This window comes from Veillonella parvula, from assembly GCF_032550495.1.
GTDB classification, from domain to species: Bacteria; Bacillota; Negativicutes; order Veillonellales; family Veillonellaceae; genus Veillonella; species Veillonella parvula_G.
The window spans coordinates 32,255-51,531 of sequence record NZ_JAWFZJ010000002.1 but is presented as its reverse complement, the minus strand read 5'-3'; the positions used below and the strand labels follow the sequence as shown (position 1 = coordinate 51,531).

Annotated in this window: 20 protein-coding genes and 1 other annotated feature; of the genes, 4 read left to right on the top strand and 16 right to left on the bottom strand. The window is 38.8% G+C overall.

All coding sequences use genetic code 11. From position 1 onward, the window contains the following. The 9 genes from E6X37_RS04380 to E6X37_RS04340 all read right to left on the bottom strand — a co-directional run bounded on the left by E6X37_RS04380 (position 1) and on the right by E6X37_RS04340 (position 11,159). A complete protein-coding gene (locus tag E6X37_RS04380) occupies positions 1-750 on the bottom strand; it encodes a DUF969 domain-containing protein (protein ID WP_215676177.1) in 750 nt (249 codons plus the stop codon). A gap of 207 nt (positions 751-957) precedes the next feature. After that, on the bottom strand, positions 958-1,443 hold the full coding sequence (locus tag E6X37_RS04375; protein WP_004694271.1) for a GNAT family N-acetyltransferase: 486 nt from the start codon (positions 1,441-1,443) through the stop codon (positions 958-960). 413 nt (positions 1,444-1,856) lie between these two features. Continuing rightward, positions 1,857-3,587, bottom strand: a complete 1,731-nt coding sequence (locus E6X37_RS04370; RefSeq protein WP_205112763.1) for an S-layer homology domain-containing protein — start codon at positions 3,585-3,587, stop codon at positions 1,857-1,859. Positions 3,588-4,323: 736 nt separating this feature from the next. Next, positions 4,324-5,511 (bottom strand): oxygen-binding di-iron domain-containing protein, encoded by a 1,188-nt coding sequence (locus E6X37_RS04365; RefSeq protein WP_316689571.1) that lies wholly within the window; start codon positions 5,509-5,511, stop codon positions 4,324-4,326. A gap of 309 nt (positions 5,512-5,820) precedes the next feature. After that, positions 5,821-6,360 (bottom strand): hypothetical protein, encoded by a 540-nt coding sequence (locus E6X37_RS04360; protein ID WP_012863703.1) that lies wholly within the window; start codon positions 6,358-6,360, stop codon positions 5,821-5,823. Positions 6,361-6,590: 230 nt separating this feature from the next. Next, positions 6,591-7,661 carry a 3-isopropylmalate dehydrogenase gene (gene leuB / locus E6X37_RS04355; RefSeq protein ID WP_278604356.1) on the bottom strand — a complete coding sequence of 357 codons (1,071 nt, stop codon included), beginning with the start codon at positions 7,659-7,661 and terminating at the stop codon, positions 6,591-6,593. Between the two features lie 205 nt (positions 7,662-7,866). Continuing rightward, on the bottom strand, positions 7,867-8,358 hold the full coding sequence (locus E6X37_RS04350; protein ID WP_008603290.1) for a 3-isopropylmalate dehydratase small subunit: 492 nt from the start codon (positions 8,356-8,358) through the stop codon (positions 7,867-7,869). Position 8,359: 1 nt separating this feature from the next. Continuing rightward, positions 8,360-9,619 carry a 3-isopropylmalate dehydratase large subunit gene (gene leuC / locus E6X37_RS04345; RefSeq protein ID WP_118091129.1) on the bottom strand — a complete coding sequence of 420 codons (1,260 nt, stop codon included), beginning with the start codon at positions 9,617-9,619 and terminating at the stop codon, positions 8,360-8,362. A 1-nt stretch (position 9,620) separates the two neighbouring features. Continuing rightward, positions 9,621-11,159 (bottom strand): 2-isopropylmalate synthase, encoded by a 1,539-nt coding sequence (locus E6X37_RS04340; protein WP_118091130.1) that lies wholly within the window; start codon positions 11,157-11,159, stop codon positions 9,621-9,623. A gap of 180 nt (positions 11,160-11,339) precedes the next feature. Beyond that, positions 11,340-11,543: a binding site (T-box leader), on the bottom strand. Between the two features lie 157 nt (positions 11,544-11,700). Here E6X37_RS04340 and E6X37_RS04335 point away from each other — a divergent pair. Further along, positions 11,701-12,216, top strand: a complete 516-nt coding sequence (locus E6X37_RS04335) for a DUF308 domain-containing protein (protein WP_008603296.1) — start codon at positions 11,701-11,703, stop codon at positions 12,214-12,216. A gap of 135 nt (positions 12,217-12,351) precedes the next feature. On the opposite strand, the gene E6X37_RS04330 is transcribed toward E6X37_RS04335, so the two are convergent. Together E6X37_RS04330 and E6X37_RS04325 are read right to left on the bottom strand one after the other, a co-directional pair. Next, on the bottom strand, positions 12,352-12,765 hold the full coding sequence (locus E6X37_RS04330) for a hypothetical protein (protein WP_227041236.1): 414 nt from the start codon (positions 12,763-12,765) through the stop codon (positions 12,352-12,354). Positions 12,766-12,881: 116 nt separating this feature from the next. Next, on the bottom strand, positions 12,882-13,511 hold the full coding sequence (locus E6X37_RS04325) for a hypothetical protein (RefSeq protein ID WP_021147562.1): 630 nt from the start codon (positions 13,509-13,511) through the stop codon (positions 12,882-12,884). A 192-nt stretch (positions 13,512-13,703) separates the two neighbouring features. On the opposite strand from E6X37_RS04325, the gene E6X37_RS04320 reads away from it, so the two are divergent. From E6X37_RS04320 to E6X37_RS04310, 3 genes are all read left to right on the top strand, one after another. Further along, complete coding sequence (locus tag E6X37_RS04320; protein WP_004697933.1) at positions 13,704-13,985, top strand: type II toxin-antitoxin system RelB/DinJ family antitoxin; 282 nt, start codon at positions 13,704-13,706, stop codon at positions 13,983-13,985. Positions 13,986-13,991: 6 nt separating this feature from the next. Further along, positions 13,992-14,264 carry a type II toxin-antitoxin system RelE/ParE family toxin gene (locus E6X37_RS04315; protein WP_021147561.1) on the top strand — a complete coding sequence of 91 codons (273 nt, stop codon included), beginning with the start codon at positions 13,992-13,994 and terminating at the stop codon, positions 14,262-14,264. Between the two features lie 228 nt (positions 14,265-14,492). Beyond that, a complete protein-coding gene (locus tag E6X37_RS04310; RefSeq protein WP_021147560.1) occupies positions 14,493-14,840 on the top strand; it encodes a hypothetical protein in 348 nt (115 codons plus the stop codon). An 86-nt stretch (positions 14,841-14,926) separates the two neighbouring features. Here the strand turns inward: E6X37_RS04310 and E6X37_RS04305 are convergent, their stop codons facing one another. The 5 genes from E6X37_RS04305 to E6X37_RS04285 all read right to left on the bottom strand — a co-directional run bounded on the left by E6X37_RS04305 (position 14,927) and on the right by E6X37_RS04285 (position 19,243). Beyond that, positions 14,927-15,820: an LPO_1073/Vpar_1526 family protein gene (locus tag E6X37_RS04305; RefSeq protein ID WP_021147559.1), complete on the bottom strand. Its 894-nt coding sequence runs from the start codon at positions 15,818-15,820 to the stop codon at positions 14,927-14,929. Beyond that, complete coding sequence (locus tag E6X37_RS04300) at positions 15,786-16,013, bottom strand: hypothetical protein (protein WP_042986318.1); 228 nt, start codon at positions 16,011-16,013, stop codon at positions 15,786-15,788. Before E6X37_RS04300 ends, E6X37_RS04305 begins: the two co-directional genes overlap by 35 nt. Positions 16,014-16,217: 204 nt before the next feature. Then, the gene (locus E6X37_RS04295) at positions 16,218-16,958 is read right to left on the bottom strand and encodes an ABC transporter ATP-binding protein (RefSeq protein WP_316689569.1); all 741 of its coding nucleotides are present in this window, start codon (positions 16,956-16,958) and stop codon (positions 16,218-16,220) included. Position 16,959: 1 nt separating this feature from the next. After that, positions 16,960-17,727 (bottom strand): ABC transporter ATP-binding protein, encoded by a 768-nt coding sequence (locus tag E6X37_RS04290; protein WP_195213565.1) that lies wholly within the window; start codon positions 17,725-17,727, stop codon positions 16,960-16,962. Continuing rightward, on the bottom strand, positions 17,720-19,243 hold the full coding sequence (locus E6X37_RS04285) for an ABC transporter substrate-binding protein (RefSeq protein WP_195213566.1): 1,524 nt from the start codon (positions 19,241-19,243) through the stop codon (positions 17,720-17,722). The genes E6X37_RS04290 and E6X37_RS04285 overlap by 8 nt, the downstream gene beginning before the upstream one ends. Positions 19,244-19,277 lie beyond the last annotated feature (34 nt).

The following is a 19,277-nucleotide window of genomic DNA, read 5'->3' as shown; positions in this document are numbered from 1 at the left end:
TTATTCAGCCTCCTTCTTCAATTCTTCTGGTGTAACAAGAATATTTAACTCATTAGGTACTAATTTACCAGCTTTTATATCCGCTTCGTCACGAGCGACAGAGGCTTGAATTGTTTTATCAAAGATAATAAAACGAATGAAATTAACAATATATGCACAAACAGCAGTTGGCAATCCGTATAATACCATATCTGTTAACTCTACAGAATAACCTAATTGTTCCATAACGCCTTTGATGAGTAATAACCCACCAGCAGCAAGGAATAGGTTTTGACCAAAGAAGTTACCTATATTATCTGCAGAAGCAGCTACACCACGCACCTTATCAAGTGTACGTTGAGATACTGGACGACCTTGAGCTACCGCAGCTTCACTCATGGGAGCGATTAATGGACGAACCATGGCAACCATACCAGACATGTTAATACCAAAAGCTACTGTTACTTGGCGCACAAATAAATAAATCATAAAGATACGCCCTGCAGTAGCAGCGTTGATCTTACTGATCAAAATTTCTGCCCGTTCACGCAAGCCGTGACGTTCCATAAGACCAATAACAGGTAATATCAAAATAAATAATGACATATAACGATTTTTAACGAAAGCCTCCCCAATGGCACCAACGATATCGTTGATACTGAGACCACCTGCAAGGCCCGTTACAAAACCTGCGGCTACGACAACTAACAAGGCATTAAAGCGTAGCATTAGACCGATGACCATCACTAAAATACCTGACAAAATCAACATATGGACACATCCTTTCTACAAATCATCCATAACACATATAACCATAAAGATACGTTATATGTATATATTATATACTGAATAGTCATAATCTTACACAAAAAATACCTTGTATCTAAATTTAGTGAATGTCCCTGATCTGCAATCAGAGCATAAAACACTCAAATAGAGTACAAGGTAATTTACGTAATTAATATAACGCTTTCTTAATTAATTTAATTCTTTCTTAAATAATATAGTTGTATGCTGTTTTCCTCTAAAATGAACCTTATCATACGCCGTAAACCCAAAGGATTCATACATTTTAGGCAACCACGGATGCTCCTTAGCCGTTCCTAATGTAACAATATGTGTTTTAAACTGTTCTTTTAAAAGCTCCTCTGCATAGCCCAAGACTTCCCGTGCATACCCTTTGCCTTTGAAAGCTGGTGCTGTTACAAAATGAGCAATATGCGGATATTTATCCGGTGTTGAGTATTTCACCCAAGGCATACAAAACGTAATAGAACTAACTAATTGCCCATCAATATACAAGCCGTATACAGGATAATTTTCAATCCACTCCTTAGATTCCTCTTCCGTAAAATCAATAGCGTCGAAGCTAATAGGATAGTCTTTTATAGCTGCATAACCGTCGATTAATACCTTATGATATTCTGCTGTGTCTGCTACTGTTAATTGTCTAAATTCTTTCATGGTCTTTCCCTCATATCTATATCTTTATTCACAAACTATGTATATTAATTCACTTTGTGAAAGTAATTATACACCTATATGTATTTATTTGCAATATACTTACATAAATATTATATGAAATTATAATATCTATAAAGAAAATCTTATATGCAATAATGTAATATATAGACCAACCCTCAACCATACTAAGTATCAAATAAATAAAAGGTCCAAATTCTCAACCGAAAGAGTGTTTGTATAAAAATAAGCAGAATACAATTTAAATTTCAGGCAATGATTTCATTCCGTCTAACCATAATTGACGAATTCCTATAAAATAAGCACAATACCACAAAAAAATTTAGACAAAAAAAACAGGATGTATCAAAGATACATCCTGTTTTGAGCTTTTACAAACTCTAGAAAAGTTAATCCTATTGATTATTGTATATACGGGAACCGTATACGTCACGTTCGTTTTTAGGTTCATTGTTAACGCGAACACGTTCAGTTTTATGACGATCGTTATCATCACCAGAAATACGATCAACACGGAAGTGGTTAAGACGAATATTTTGTAATTCAGGACCGAATTCATTCAATGCACGTTTCATATTTTCGTCAATAGGAGCACCATTTTGAAGTGCACGGTACAACATAGTAGCGAATTCGTAACGAGTCATCTTAACATCGCCTTTGAATGTGCCATCAGGGTAACCAACAAGGATACCATTACCAGCCAATTGGCTAATATATTGGTAAGCCCAATGGTTGCGTGGAACGTCTGGGAATTCAGCAGTTTTGCTAGGATCAATTGCATGTGGAGTCAAGATTTGTAACAAGTTGTTATATTTGTTTTCCATATCTTGAAGACGTGCATTCAATTCAGCAATTTCACGACCCATAGCTACGCGAGAACGGGATTCAGGGGAACGTTTACCAAGGCGAATAGATACACCTGCGTTCAATTGAGTTTCGCCAGTACCTACAGTGCCACCAACGGAGAACATTGTATCTTCGTTAGGACGGTAGAACGCACCCAACGCAGCGGAGTTAGCATTATGGTAGTGACCATAACCAGCAGCAATTGTCCATTTGTCATCAGGGTTGAAGTCCAATGGATGCAATGCAGCCAATGCAGCGGAACCTGCGCCTACTTTGTTAACACGTCTTTCAACAGTACCAACACGATTAGTCAAGTTCTTAATATTGTTATTAATTTGGCCAGGTGTGGAATTGTTGATTTGTGTTTGTAAATCATTAGCTACGGAATATAATTGGCTACCGTTTACAGCATCTGTAGAAGTAGCGGAGATTTCTCCAGCCGCAACATTTTTAATTTGACGTTCAGCACCAGCTTTACCTACAGACACGGAACCATTAGCTGCAGAACCTACGCCAGCAAAGCCACCAAAGGTATGACCAGCGATGGTTGCACTACTTTGAGCTGTAGCTTCACTTGTAGTGGAACCTGTACCTAAAGCGATAGAGTTTAAATGTGTTGCATTTGCATGATCACCAATCGCCATAGCATAGTCAGCTGTAGCACTTGCATCAGAACCAAACGCATTAGAACGCACGTTAGTTGCCTGTGCACCAGCGCCAAATGCTTGAGCATGATCACCAGATGCAAGAGCAGAGGAACCCATAGCAACAGAATGATTATTGGTTGCTTGTGCGCTAGAACCAATCGCATTAGATTTATAGCCAGATGCTAACGCTTCATAGCCAATAGCTTGTGAGCGAACTTCGGAAGCCTTTGCACGTGTACCAATAGCAGTAGACCATGTACGTTGTGCTTCAGCAGAATGACCAATAGCAATAGATTCATTCATCAACGCTTTGGAAGAATTACCCATTGCTAATGCAGAGGTACCTGCAGCAGTATTGTTAACACCAATAGCAACAGAATTACTTTTCCAGTCACCAGTTTTCTTTGTAGCATCATCTGGCTCATTTTCATAATCACGATCACGGAAGTTTGCAGCAGATTCTTTTACAGTATTACCGCTACCATACGCAACTGCATTATTAGTACCTGTAACAACATTAGTGTTGTCCATTACAACAGAAGCAGCGTCTACCGGATTAACATTCGCACCAACAGCAGTGACAGCAGCTAATACAGCAAACGCTAATTTTTTGGAATGTTTCATTTCTCTCATCTTACACCCTCACTAAATTAAAAAATCATCCAAATTACAATACAATTTTTCATTCTCTCTATGTTCCGTCTCTCACCTCGGTCTGAACAGGTGATATTCTAAATTAGCATAAAGAAATACCCCTATATCAGTTTAAGAAAAATTTATATTGTCGATTACTCGCATAGAATATCAAAGTTTTACGATATACACAACCCTTTTTTCTAACACAAACCAAATTACCAAGTCTTTATACCTATCAAAATCCGCTTTATTCCTAGCTTTACAGGGAAATAAATTTTACTCATTATTTCCCCTTATGAGTTAAATTTTTCGCAACTTTGTAAACTTTTCTCATATAACAAACTGTATAACTTATAAATAAATAACCACCTTATAAGTACGCAAAATATACCTTATATCCTCATTAATTCACATTCACACTTAATTCATGAATTATATGTGAATTAAACTGTTTTGTATATTTAATCAACAACTTAACATTTTATTATAATTTTATATTTCTATAGCGCCAGTATCTATCAATGCAAATCGGTGCCCCAAAAAACGCTAACGAGAATGTTATGAGAATAAACATGACAAATACAATTTATATTGACTAATATTTTATGTATATGTTTAAAAAAAGAAGGCCCCTATTCTTCATGAAAATACCCCTTTTACTGATTATCCAGTAAAGGGGGTACATATCAAAAATAGGGGTTTTATAACAAGAATCTTTCTTTATTATATGTAATTATGCTAATAAGGCGCTTACAAGTGCTTCTGCTTTATTAAAATCGGATTCTTCTGGGTTCCAGTTGCATTTGATTTCAGGTTCTACTACAGAGAATCCATATTTAGTCAACTCTTCACGGAGTACCTTTGTAGATTCACCAGACCAACCATAGGTACCGAATACAGCGGCTTTTTTATTTTTAAATTTCAACTCACGCAAGAAATCGAGCCAACCAGCTACGGAAGATAATACGCTATTACCTACTGTTGGAGACCCTACAGCAATTGCTTTAGACTTAAAGACTTCCGTCATAATATCATTTTTATTGGTTTTGCTAATGTTAAAAATCTTAACACGTGTATCAGGGGATTGCTTAGCAATTTCTTCAGCAATCTTATGGGCCAATTTCTTGGTGCCATCCCACATAGTATCATATACAACTGTGACTTGATCTTCTTGATACGCTTGAGACCATTCGTAATATTTTTCTACGATTTGCATTGGATTTTTCCGCCAAATGGCGCCATGACTAGTAGCGATGATATCGATTGGCAAGTTAAGCTTTTGAATTTCTTCAACTTTAGCTTTTACCAATGGAGAGAATGGATTCAAGATATTAGCGTAATATTTCATCGCCTCTTCCCATAGACGGCATTGATCGGCCTTATCCGCCCATAGTTCTTCTACGGCAAAATGCTGACCAAATGCATCGTTGGAGAACAAGATATTATCCCCTGTCATATAAGTCGCCATGGAATCAGGCCAGTGAAGCATGCGCATTTCTACGAATACCAAGGATTTACCGTTCCCGATATCTACGGAGTCACCAGTTTTAACAGTTTTGAAATTCCATTCTGGATGATGATATTGACCAACCAAGGACTTAACTGCATTTTCGGTACAATAAATTGGCGTATTTGGTATTTTTTCCATCAACGCAGGCAAAGAACCACTATGATCTACTTCGCCGTGATTACATACGATGAAATCAATCTTATTCAAATCGATTTCAGATTCCAAATTATCAATGAACTCGGAGGAATGAGGTTTCCACACAGTATCGATAAGGACAGTCTTCTCCTCTTCAATCAAGTACGCATTTTGGCTAGAACCATTATTAATGCTGTAGTCAGAACCGTGGAATTCTTGCAATTCCCAGTCGATTTTGCCAACCCAAGAAACATTGTTTTTAATGTGCTTTCTCATAATAACCTCCATGTTCTGTGAAAGTTGATGTGCTTAACTCAGATTTTTTAATGAACCTATATAGAAACACGAATGATAGAAGCAACTTTCACCGATAATACCAAATATATGGCCAAATGTTATATCAATGGATACAACATAAATCGGTCATTAACTATAGTTTTATTATATCGATATCACACAATTAAGTCTGTACCTGTAGGTACAGTTTTGAGAATTATTATAAAAACCACTCATAGGTAATCACATGCCGTACATTAGTACACATCGATTTCCCATGAGTGGTTACGAGTATATGTAATTATATGATTATTTATTACCCGATTTAGATAGTCCAGGGATAGCTTTATAGATATATAATGCAATATATCCATCAACCAAGCTATGAACGATGGTACCGCCACCTACAAGAACAAATACAACGTAGATGAGATCAATGTTTGGCATCGTAGTGGTAGTATAGAACAATAGGCATGCTAGTACCTCACCAATAGCGTGAACGATAGCACAAGCAAGGTTAAACGCAACAAAGGATAGAGCCCCTGTTAATACGCCTGGATGATGTTTAATATAGTAAGCCCCCATCAAGGCAAAGATGATATGAGATGCAGCGCGCATAACGATAACAAGTGGGAACCCTGCTACAAAGAAGCCGAGCGTAGAACCTATCACGACACAAGCTGCCATCTTTCTAGATAAGAACATAGCTAAGAATATAGGAACATGACTCGCCAATGTATACGATGCCGGTGGGATCACAACTTTCAAAGGCATCACGATAGGAATCATGATGGCTAATGCCATCAATAAAGCAGTAATGGTTAAATTTCGATACATTGAAGAATTCATAAAGGCCTCCTTAAAGAATATTTTGCCATTCATCTACCAATATAGCACTCTAATATATGAAGAACAACTACGTATACCGCTAGTGTCCTACAAAAAAGAGAGGGCCTTACAACCCCCTCTTATTTAATTGGACAAATATATTATAATACCTATATCTTAACGCTTATAATACGATTTTAAAAATGACGTAACTCACGTTAATAACTTTCAGAAATCTTAATTCATTACTTTTATAAACGTTCAATTACGGCTTGCGCCATTTCTGTTGTACCTACCCGTTTCAAACCTTCACGGTAGATATCGCCAGTACGGTAACCATCAACGAGCACTTGTTCTACAGCACTTTCAATAGCGTCAGCCACTTGAGGTAAATCAAGGGAATGACGGCACATCATCGCAGCGGACAAGATTGTACCCAACGGATTCGCCAAGTTTTTGCCCATGATGTCCGGTGCGGATCCGTGGATTGGCTCGTACAATGCAGTACCTGTACCCATAGATGCAGATGGTAAAAGCCCGATGGAACCAGAGATAACAGCACCTTCGTCGGACAAGATATCGCCAAATAAGTTCGTTGTAACGATAACGTCAAACTGTGCAGGATTTACAACGAGTTGCATTGCTGTATTATCTACATAAAGGTAATCTGTTGCGATATCCGGATTAGCAGCGGCTTTCTCTTGAGCGATTTTACGCCATAAACGAGAAGAAGCCAATACATTTGCTTTATCTACGGATACAACCTTTTTGTTACGTTTACGAGCTGTTTCCATAGCGATGTCCATGATGCGCTCTACTTCATAACGGCTGTACGTTTCTTTATCCCAAGCGAACTCGTTAGCACCTTCACCTTGTGCCTCTTCCCGTTCACCGAAGTAAATACCGCCAGTTAACTCACGAACGATAACGAAATCTACATCTTGCACGAGTTCCTTTTTAAGTGGAGAATACTCTTGCAAGGATGGATAGATTTTTACAGGACGCAAATTACAGAACAAACCAAGCTCCTTACGAAGACCTAGAATTGCTTTCTCAGGACGGATAGAAGGATCGACATTATCCCATTTAGGACCGCCTACAGCACCGAGCAATACAGCATCAGCCGCTTTACAAGCCTCAATCGTATCCTCAGTCAAAGGCACACCATACGCATCGATAGACGCACCGCCCGCTTTCTTATCAATCCAATTAACCTTTACACCGGCTTTCTCAAAAGCCACACCACACACAGCCTTCGCTGCCGCAATAATCTCAGTACCGATACCATCACCAGGAATCAATACGATACTCTTTTCGCTCATATTACCTCTCCATATAGTAAATGCTCATAGATGAACCACAAACTCATCTTTCTTTATTCCACTGTTAGAAATCTATATAGTCAGTGTCGAGCCTTCACACTCCCAAGAGCCGAATGCTCGTCGAAAACGACTTTGGCCCTGCGGAGGCCGCAGGCCGAAGTCAGACCTGGCCAGTGGAGGCTTGAGACGAGTGTTCGGCTCGCCCCTATTTACGGTTTTTAGCAAAACTTACAAGACCGCCAGCTGCCGCAATATCTTGAATGAATTGTGGCAACTCAGTCCCTTGGTATTGTTCGTTTTTAGTCAAGTTGTACACGATACCTTTAGACAAGTCTACTCCAATCGCATCACCAGCGTCAATGCGATCTACTTGTTCACCGATTTCCACAACTGGTAAACCGATATTGATAGCATTACGGAAGAAGATGCGTGCAAAGGAGTGTGCAATGATAACAGGCACGCCTTTAGCTTTAATAACGCCTGGTGCATGTTCACGAGAAGAACCACAACCAAAGTTTTTACCAGCTACCATGATTTCGCCAGCTTTCACATTTGGCGCGAATGTAGTATCAATATCTTCCATCGCATGTTCCGCCAATTCATTCCAGTCAGCAATCGCCAAGTAACGAGCCGGAATGATTACGTCTGTATCTACATCGTCGCCGTAGCGCCAGATTTTTTTGCTTTCAAAATCCATATTAAACCTCCTCAGGGCCTGCAATGCGGCCTAATACAGCACTTGCTGCCGCCACGTAAGGGCTTGCCAAATATACTTCAGAATCAACGTGACCCATACGACCACGGAAGTTACGGTTTGTAGTGGAAACTGTGCGTTCCCCTTCAGCCATGATACCCATGTAACCGCCAAGGCATGGACCACATGTTGGTGTGGACACAGCGCAGTCAGCTTGAATGAAGATATCTAGTAAACCATCTTTCAATGCTTGGTCATATACATCTTGGGAACCAGGGATTACGATACAACGAACGAATGGAGCCACTTTGCGACCTTTGAAGATTTCCGCAGCTGCCACCAAGTCTTCGTAACGGCCATTTGTACAAGAACCGATGATAACTTGGTCAATTTTAATATCTTTGTCGATTTCGTTGATGTAATGTGTGTTAGACGGCAAATGAGGGAATGCTACCACTGGTTGCAATTTGGACAAGTCAATGGTAATTGTTTGAGCATATACTGCATCAGCATCTGGAGCGATCGGTTCTACAGGACGATTTACACGGCCTTTAATGTATTCTTCAGTAATTGCATCGTAAGGGAATACGCCACATTTGCCGCCCGCTTCGATAGCCATATTACAGATGGTAAGACGATCTGCCATAGTCATGTGTTGTACGCCGTCACCAGCGAATTCAAGAGCCATGTAACGAGCGCCGTCTACGCCGATTTGACCGATTAAATCAAGAATTACGTCTTTACCAGTTACCCATTTGTTTGGTTTGCCGATAAGCTCAACCTTAATAGTTTCAGGCACTTTGAACCAAGTTTTACCTTCTGCCATAGCAACGCCCGCATCAGTGGAGCCTACGCCTGTGGAGAATGCATTTACCGCACCATATGTACAAGTGTGGGAGTCCGCACCGATGATCATTTCGCCAGGACCGATAAGACCTTTTTCTGGCAAAATAACGTGCTCGATACCCATTCTACCTACTTCAAAGTAGTTTGTAATGCCATGTTCGCGTACGAAGTCGCGCATGACTTTCGCTTGTGTAGCAGATTGAATATCTTTATTTGGTGTGAAATGATCTGGCACCAAGTAGATTTTATGACGGTCAAATACAGGTTTGCCGATTTTTAAGAACTCTTTACGCGCCGGTGGGAATGTGATGTCGTTCATCAAAACAGCGTCCAAATGACATTCGATGATTTGGCCTGGTTTTACAACATCAAGACCCGCGTGGCGAGCCATATTCTTTTCAGTAATGGTCATACCCATATTATTCTTCCTCCTGTTGTTCTAGCTCCATAGCTAGGAATACTGAGTTAACTGCATTAATATATGCGTTCACACTTGATTTAACGATATCGGTGCTAATACCACGACCATGGTACAAGCGACCGTTGTATTCTACCTTAAGGGTTGCTTCCCCAAGGGCATCTTTACCGGCTGTGATAGCACGGATTTGGTAGTCTTTTAAGCTGATTGGCAAGCCAACCACACGTTCAACCGCTTTAAGGGACGCATCTACTGGACCGTCACCTACGGCAGCATCCGCTCTTTCACCATCTGGAGTCATGAGACGAACGTCAGCATAGGCATAGCCTTTCTCGCCCAATTTGTAATATTGAGCCACGAGCTCGAATGCTTTTTTGTGGTGAAGATTGTCTACTACGAGGGCTACGATATCATCGTCGTATACCTGTTTTTTGCGGTCTGCCAACTCTTTAAACTTAGCGAAAAGATCGTTGATTTTCTCTTCTGCAAAAGATTGGAAACCAAGTTTTGCCAAATGATCTGCGAAAGCATGACGACCGGAGTGTTTGCCCAATACGAGATCTGTTTTTTCAGCCCCTACGGACTCAGGAGTCATAATTTCGTAAGTTTCAGGGTTGCTCATCATACCATGTTGGTGAATACCAGACTCATGAGCAAATGCATTGGAACCAACGATTGCTTTATTTGGAGGCACCGCTACGCCTGTCAAACGGCTTACCAATTTGGACAATTTAGTGAATTGTTTTGTATCGATGTTCACTTGAAGGTCGCCGAAGTATTCATGGCGAGTTTTAAGCGCCATTACTACTTCTTCGATACCTACGTTACCAGCGCGTTCACCAAGACCATTTACTGTACATTCAACTTGACGAGCACCTGCTTCGATAGCTGCCAAGGAGTTTGCATTAGCAAGACCTAAGTCGTCATGACAGTGAACTGAGATGATTGCTTTTTCGATACCAGGTGTATGTTCTTTGATGTAACGAATTTTGTTAGCGAATTCGTTAGGGATCATATAACCTACTGTATCTGGTACGTTAAGAATAGTAGCGCCACCAGCGATAGCTACGCCAAACACTTCGCACAAGAAGTCTAAATCAGAACGAGCTGCATCTTCACCGGAGAACTCGATTTCGTCGAATTTGCCTTTTGCAAATTCCAAAATAGATTTAACGCGGTCCAATACCTCTTGGCGAGTCATTTTCAATTTATATTTCATATGGATTTCGGATGTAGCGATAAACACATGCAAACGGCTGCGTTCTGCATCTTTCAATGCATCAACTGCCTTTTGAACGTCCTTTTCATTAGCGCGTGCCAACGCACAAATTGTTGCACCTTTCACTTCACGTGCAATCGTTTGTACTGCTTCAAAATCCCCAGGGGATGCTGCTGGGAAGCCAGCCTCGATTACGTCGATGCCGAGGCGTGCAAGGCCTTTCGCAATTTCAACTTTTTCTGGTGTTTGCAATGCTACGCCAGGTGTTTGTTCCCCATCACGAAGGGTTGTATCGAAGAAATATACGCGATTTTGATCCATAATCTTCACCTTTTCTGTACTAATAAAACATAACGCTGTATTATATCTATCTATTGTGAAAGTTTAGTAAAATCGCCGATTCCAACGCTATTTCGGCTGAAGCCAACGTAGATACATCAAATCAGTAATTTTACTAGACTTTTACAATAAAAAAAGCCCCTCAGAACAACTGTCGTTGCTCAAAGGGGCGTTATATTCATAACACGGTACCACCCTAATTGGGACTCGTTGCGGGTATAACGGAACCACCGTCGATGACTACTGCTACATTCGCCACCAAAGCTCACGGGAGAGTGTCAGCGTACAACCTCTATTGCCTCGCACCAACCGGCAACTCTCTGAAAGCAGGATCTGTAAACCTTTATACCCATTCATAGCTCGTATTTAAGATATAAAGGTATTATACGGTATTCTATAGAACTGTGTCAACAGGATGGACATGTGAGTTTTGTGAAAACACAGTTTTATCGTTACAATTTGACATCCCCCATGATCTCATGCATACTGTAAATAAGCAGTACCAATGATTGGAGGAATTATTATGAGTGGTTCAAGCAAATTCTTCTTTATTTTATCGGGTATTGTAAGCATTATCCTGGGGATATTCTTACTCTTAAATCCCGTTATTAATCTCATAGCTTTTGCCTGGCTTTTTTCTATTATCTTTTTCGTCAGTGCGGTCAGCTCTATTATAAATTATTTTACGTTATCGTCTGAATTACGTAGCGGCTGGTATCTTATCAGCGGCATTATCAATGCTCTATTCGGTATCTATTTAATATCCGGCGGATTTGCATTCCTACCATTAGTACTCCCAACCACAATCGGCATCTGGATGGTAATTGACGCCATCTTTATTTTCATTAAATCAAGAAAGTCCGACAGCATGGTATCACTCATGGGACGTAATGCAAAATGGCTTGCACTAATTCTTTTACTATTAGGCCTATTACTTATATTCGAGCCGATCGCTTTTGGTGAAGCATTTATCTATTTCATCGCCTTCGGTTTCTTATTTGACGGAATTTATTCCATCGGTGAGGCTTTTAAAAAATAGAATATAACTAAATAATTACACTATAAGATTGACCATGTACTGCCAAAACAGCTGTCATAAATTACGATGTCTATTTCGTATTTGTGGCAGCTATTTTATTTGAAAGTATCTATCCAAAAGCATACCTCTACGCAATCAATCTAAAAAGCTTATCCACTCTAAATGCTCAAAATTATTTAGTATTCTCTTATCCATTTTTACAACTTGATTAGTAAGTTCTATTCGATTATTAACAAATGAAATATCTGTATACCATTCCTTTAAACTAGCATACACATCATTCTCTAAATCAATAATGATGGTTTCAATAGGATCCCAGGTCTTGCATCTTACAGACTCTACCATAACCATACTACTACCTATGAAAGTAACATCCCTACCATAAATCCAAAACGGCAATGCTTTCCCCTTTATAGAAATAGAATATATAGCATCTCCATGAGGCGGTTCCGTTTCATATTTCGTGTGTATTTGGTACCTTTCCATAATTTCATTACTACCATTTTCTATATATGATAGCTTTGAAATCTTGTAATTTTCTGCTTTCATTAGTTTATCTCCACTATCTAAAAAAATCCCCCAGAGCTACAACTCTGAGGGACTTCGTAGTTAATTGCACAACTATCAATTGGCTATCTAGAATATACTACACTTAAAGTATTTTTTCAATATTCTACACGCTTAATCATTTCTCTAGCTCGCTCAACAGAAACTGGCTCATTAAACAAAAACACGTGATTCTGTCCCTCATATTCCCAAGATGCCAAATACACAGCATCATCCACCATTCGATAGGTTACCGTCATCCCATTTACAACATCTGTTTTTTGAGGTAAGTAATCCTTATAATCGCCTGCGATATTACCTGATAGAGTCGATACACGATACTTAATATATTTCGGCATATCATCTACACGATCAAAATATCTCCCTTTTAAAAGCTCATGATAGGCATGCACGACTTGTAATACATCGTGATCCACAATAGATACATGTACAGGACATAATCCCCCTAATCCACTTGGCAAATGCGGTTTAAAGTTCAAATGCTGTTTAGCCTCATATAGAGTATCAAACACCTCTAGCGATTGACCTTTACGAGTGCTTCTATAATCCTCATCAGTCATAGTGCAACTTCCAAGTCTATCTGGACAAGGAAACTCATTTCGATCACCATAAGGCTGATCATAAATAGAATTACCATTAAGACGGAACCGCATCAAGTCATCTGCGGATGCAACATTGATGGAACCTATGAAAGCTAATGCAGACAATGCACACACAATCTTTTTCATGATACATTCCCCTGTAAACAAACTACATTTATTAAGTAAATTATATCACTTAAAATTCTAATATTTTTATATTCTTATATTTATAAGGATTTTCTCTACAGAAAAAGAAAAGCATTTTGATTGCAAAATGCAATCATTTGATTGCGAATATAAATTATTTGCATTACAATATAAGTAACAGGAGGTGATACTATGGCTAAAACAGCCTCTATCAGTTTGCGTATCGAGCCAGCTGTAAAAGCACAATTAGAAGCATTATATGCTAGCTTTGGCATATCCGTAACTGATGCGATTAATATTTTTCTCCACACATCACTAATGGAAGGTGGATTTCCATTTCAACCTAAACAACCTCGTTATAATGCAGAAACAGAAGCTGCTATTCAAGAAACGAAAGATATATTAGCAGGAAAAGTAAAAGCAAAATCATATGCTAATGTAAAAGAAATGATTGAGGATTTAGGATTGGAGTAATCAGTTATGTTGAGATTAGTGCTTAGCAGTAAGTTCAAAAAGGACCTAAAGCGCTCCAAGAAACGCGGTAAAGATCTCAATAAACTCTATTCAATCATCACTAAATTACAGAATCAAACGCTATTAGATCCTAGTTATAAAGATCATCCATTAACAGGAAACTACGAAGGCTTTAGAGAATTACACATCGAGCCAGATTGGCTTCTAATTTATGCAATTAAAGATGATATGTTAGTATTATCTTTAACTCGCACAGGCAGTCACTCAGATTTATTCTAACCAAGTTAAAGAGGAATGCGAAAGCATTCCTCTATTCTATTTCCCCAAAAAATTTAAAACAGCTATCATCATAAATCTATCACATTTGATAGTATCTATCGTAAATTATTCTACTATTCAAAATTACTGTAGATGCTATAATGTACTCAACAAAAGGAACAGGTGCTCATATGATACTAAATGCACTTTTCCAAAACTATAGTTAGTAGTTTATAAAAGGAGATCATCATGACACATACACAATTAACACAACTCGTGCAAGCTTTATTAGATGCACCTACAAGCAACCCTACAGTAAAAGAATTTGCTCAATCTTGGATCAACGCAGAAGGCAAACCTGAGCAAGAAGAGCTTACAAAACAACTCGTACCATTAGCAGAGCAAAACATTGCACTCATCGATGAAACAATCGGCTTTGCAGGCTCTGAATTAGCTACACAAATCCTTGGCGAAGAAGGCGCAGCTAACCTATTACAACATGCTAAAGACATTAAAGCAAAAGGCGCTGAATTCTGCGACTGCCCTGGTTGCGTAGCTGCTAAAAATATAATTGATTTGAAAGCGAAAATTGAATAAACCTATATATTTCAAATTAACTATTAAGTGGTTACCGACGTATTGCTGGCAACCACTTTTTTATCATATTAAATAAGCATATGTAACTAATCTATACTGGACTCACTATTAGAAGAATTACAACTAAGCCAAGTCTCATATGGTAACAAAATATTCTGACTTCTTATATAAGTTATTGCAATCGCTTTACCAACACTCGTAAGTACTGCTTTAGATAGATATGAGTTATCCCATAATTTAATTATTTCTCTAAAACAGGGCTCTGTATTAAGTAATTCATTCATATCATTTGGATCATTAGAAATTCCAACACCAAAACATACCTCCATATAAGGTTCAAACGTAGCAAAAGCGGGATGCATAAACGCATTAGTTGGAGTAATACATCTACTATAAGCTAAATGATCAAATACGATTTCAGTATTAGTATTAGTACATTTTTTTATAAACTCTAAAACAATGTTAAAATAATCTATGATTTCATATCTATTAACTGCGTGATTTTTAACATATCGCATAAAGAAAATAGCAGCCAATATATTTAAATGTTCTTTAGTTAATAAATTAATTACATTTAAGGATTCATTTAATATAATTTTACTTAGGTCATCTTCATGCTGATTGACTCGTTCTATTAAAAGTGTTATTAGCAAATCTTCAACATCTTTATCACCCGACTTTGCATACGCAATTTGCGCATTTACCAATGTATATTGCATATCAGGGTCTTGAAAGACTTCAGGCTTTATAAGTCCTCTCTCCGCTAACTTTTGAAGAAATCCATTTATAAGTTCTTCAGCTCTTTTAGTTGCAATAGCTTCTGCGGCTTCCTTCAATTTATAAAAATTTAACTGAAACAAATCATTACATATTGCTTTTGCCTCCATGTATGTTATCCCATTATTAAAATGATTAACGTCTCTTCCAGCCATAACTGTAGTTGAATTATCCCCTGTTTCTATCCTTTGTTTCTCTAACATTATTAATGTCCCCCAAATTCACATCATTATTTGACTGAATATTAATTGAATTTTTTCCTGCTCTTATCTTTTGCGATACATTTGCAGATTTACCAAAAATAGATTTTATTAATACAATTAATCCAACTACCCCTCCACTTCCTAAAACCCAAGAATTCTCCTTAATGAAATCTAGTATCGAATTAAAATCCATGTTAATTTTCCTCCAACTAACTCACTACTTATATATTTCTTCAATTTAACAAAATCTCCTGCATATATAAGTATTATTAATTTAATTTATAAAAATTATACTTATGATAATCATAATTATTGCTGGATACCTCCAAACACTTACGTACTTAAATAATAAATATATAGCAAAAGGCCCCTGTTTCAAACAGGGGCTCTTTGCTTTTTACTCACTCGCTTCCACGAGTGCTTGTGTATATGGATGTACCGCTTCTTTGAGTCGTTTTGATTCGATAATCTCTACGATTTGTCCGTCTTTCATGACGATGATTCGGTCTGTTACGGCTTGTAATAGTCCGATGTCATGGCTGACGAATACGTAGCCGAAGGGTTGTTCCGTATAGATTTTTTGTAATAGGTCTAGCACAAGTTTTTGGTTCACCGCATCAAGGGCTGATGTAGGTTCATCAAAGAGTACTAGTTTAGGATTCATCAGCATAATTCGTGCTAATACAACGCGTTGCAATTGACCGCCGCTGACCTCATGCGGGTATTTGTTAACGATCGTTTCAGGTAGGTCTACATGTTGAATCCACTTACGGATATCGTCCTTTGCTACAGTCACATCCATGAGACCATAGTTGATATATGGCTCTAAGAGAAATGCTTCTAAGTTCATCCTTGGAGGAATAACCGCCAAGGGATTTTGGAACATCATCTGCATAGAGCGATATATTTCTGTATGATTTTGAATGGAATGGATTTCCTCACCAAAGAGTCGCAAGGTGCCAGATGTAGGTTTTTCTAACATAGCAATCAGCCTAAGCAGCGTACTTTTACCGGAACCACTGCCACCAGCAATACCTACGCGTTCATTGGGAGCCACGGAAAAGGATACGTTATCAACGGCGTGGATCGTATGATTGTGGTTCGTATATTGTTTACATATATTCTCGAGTTGAATCATACTACACCACTTTCATTACGGAATCTAACAAAATACGAGTATACTCATCCTTCGGATGGGCCATAACCTCTGTGGTGGATCCCACTTCAACGAGTTGCCCCTTATTCATAACACCGATGCTATTGGCAATGCGCGCCGCCGCCTTGATATTATGGGTTACAATAATCACCGTTGCCCCAAGAGCCTGTGTTACTTCTTTCATAAGGTCCAATACAGAGGCTTGCACGAGCATATCTAAGGCGCTAGTCGGTTCGTCGGCAAATACGATACTCGGCTTCAAGATGAGGCTCAAGGCTATTGCTAACCGTTGTTGCATACCACCGCTCAATTGAAACGGATAGGACTGCAAGATACGCTCTCCGTCAGTTAAGTGAACAAGATTAAGCATATCTATAACACGGCTTACATCATAGCTTTCACCATGAGCACGGAATAAATCTTTGAAGTGATTTTCTACGGTGCGATTTGGATTTAGATAGGCGCTGGGATTTTGAAAGATCATAGAAATCTTCGCGCCCCGCAATTGTCGCCAATCACCATCACTCAATGTAGAAACATCGGTGCCATTTAGCAAAATTTGGCCGCTAATGCTAGCTTGTTTTAACATGCCAAAGGTGGCACGAACTAACGTAGATTTACCAGAGCCGCTTTCACCAACGATGGCAAAGACCTCACCATTTGGCACGGAGAAGGATACATCGCGTACCGCTTGCTCCGCACCATATGAAATTGTAACCTTATCAAATACGATACAATCAGATTTATTCAATAGTAGAATCCTTTGTTAATAAGTAGTAATCGATTGGATGTACCGGTACATTTTTAACTTTTGTAGTAAATACAACTGTTGCACTTGGATACAACAAATAGATATCTGCTACGTCATCAACTAAGATTTGTTGCGCTTGTTTTGCAATATTAGAGCGTTCGTTTTGATCAAATGTTACTGATAATTGGTCGATTAACGCATCTACTTGAGGGTTAGAGTAGCCACCAACGTTTGCTTTCGCACCAGTTTTGTAGAACAAGCTGAGGAACCAGTAAGGATCGTTTGTAGACATAGTAACTACATTGCGTTCTACCAAATCGAAACCATCTGTACCAAGTGTATCTACTTCATCAGGGCTTTGTAATTTCTTAAGAGTTACAGCAATACCTGCTTTTTTCAATTCTTGTTGAATTTCTTCGTATAAGCTTGTGTCTTTACCCCAAATAGCAATAGTAATCGCTAATTCTTTGCCATCTTTTGCATACATGCCGTTTGCATTCTTAGCGTAACCAGCTTGAGTCAAGATTTGGTCAGCTTTTGCTACATCTGTCATCGGTTTATTAGCAATTGCATCATAGCCTAAGTTGGCAGATGGCGGGAATGGTGCCGCCCCTGGTGTAGAGCCATTGCCAATGATTTTAGCCATGGAATCATAATTAATGATATGAGCAATAGCGGAACGCACAGCTTTATCATGTAATGGAGATGCTTCTGTGTGGTTTGCTTTTAACATAAATACACGAACGCCAGCAACGTCTTGAATATTGAAGCCATCTTTGAACAAGCTGCGGTTAGCAGAGTCCACTTTTTGAATTACGTCTACGTCTTTAGATTGCAACGCCATAGCGCGTTTGTTATTGTCTTCGATGTCTTTTACAGTTACAGAATCAAGACCTGGTTTGCCGCCCCAGTAATCTGCGAAGGCTGCGAGTTCAATTGTTTCACCTTTTTTGAAAGAAGTGATTTTATAAGGACCTGTAAGAACCGGTTTAGATGCTACATCTTTAAGATCTGCAGTGTCCATGATAACAAAAGCAGGTTCAGTCAAGCTAGATAACAAAGAACCATTAGGTTCTGTTGTTTTAATAATCAAGTTTTGACCATCTACTGCGATGGATTCAATCTTAACAGCTTTTGCAGAACGAGCACTTTGTTTCATTGTGTACTCGATGGACTCTTTTACCTTTTGTGGCGTCATTGGAGTGCCATTGTGGAATTTAACATTTTCACGGATGTGGAATTTCCATGTTGTAGGGTCCACATTTTCCCAGGAGTCTGCCAATTGTGGAGTAAATTTCATATCTGGTGTTACTGTTGCCAATGTTTCACCAGCGCCGATACGCGTCAATGTCCACGCATCCCATTCGTGAGTTGGGTCTAATGTTTCACCAAACCAATACAAACCAACATTCATATGCTTCCCTTGTTTGCCATCTTTAGCAGTATCATTGCCACAGCCGACCAAGAGAGCCACCATGCATAGCATGGATAAACATGCTAACAACCAACGTTTCATAATATCTCCTTTAAAATACATTGCCTCGTCAAGG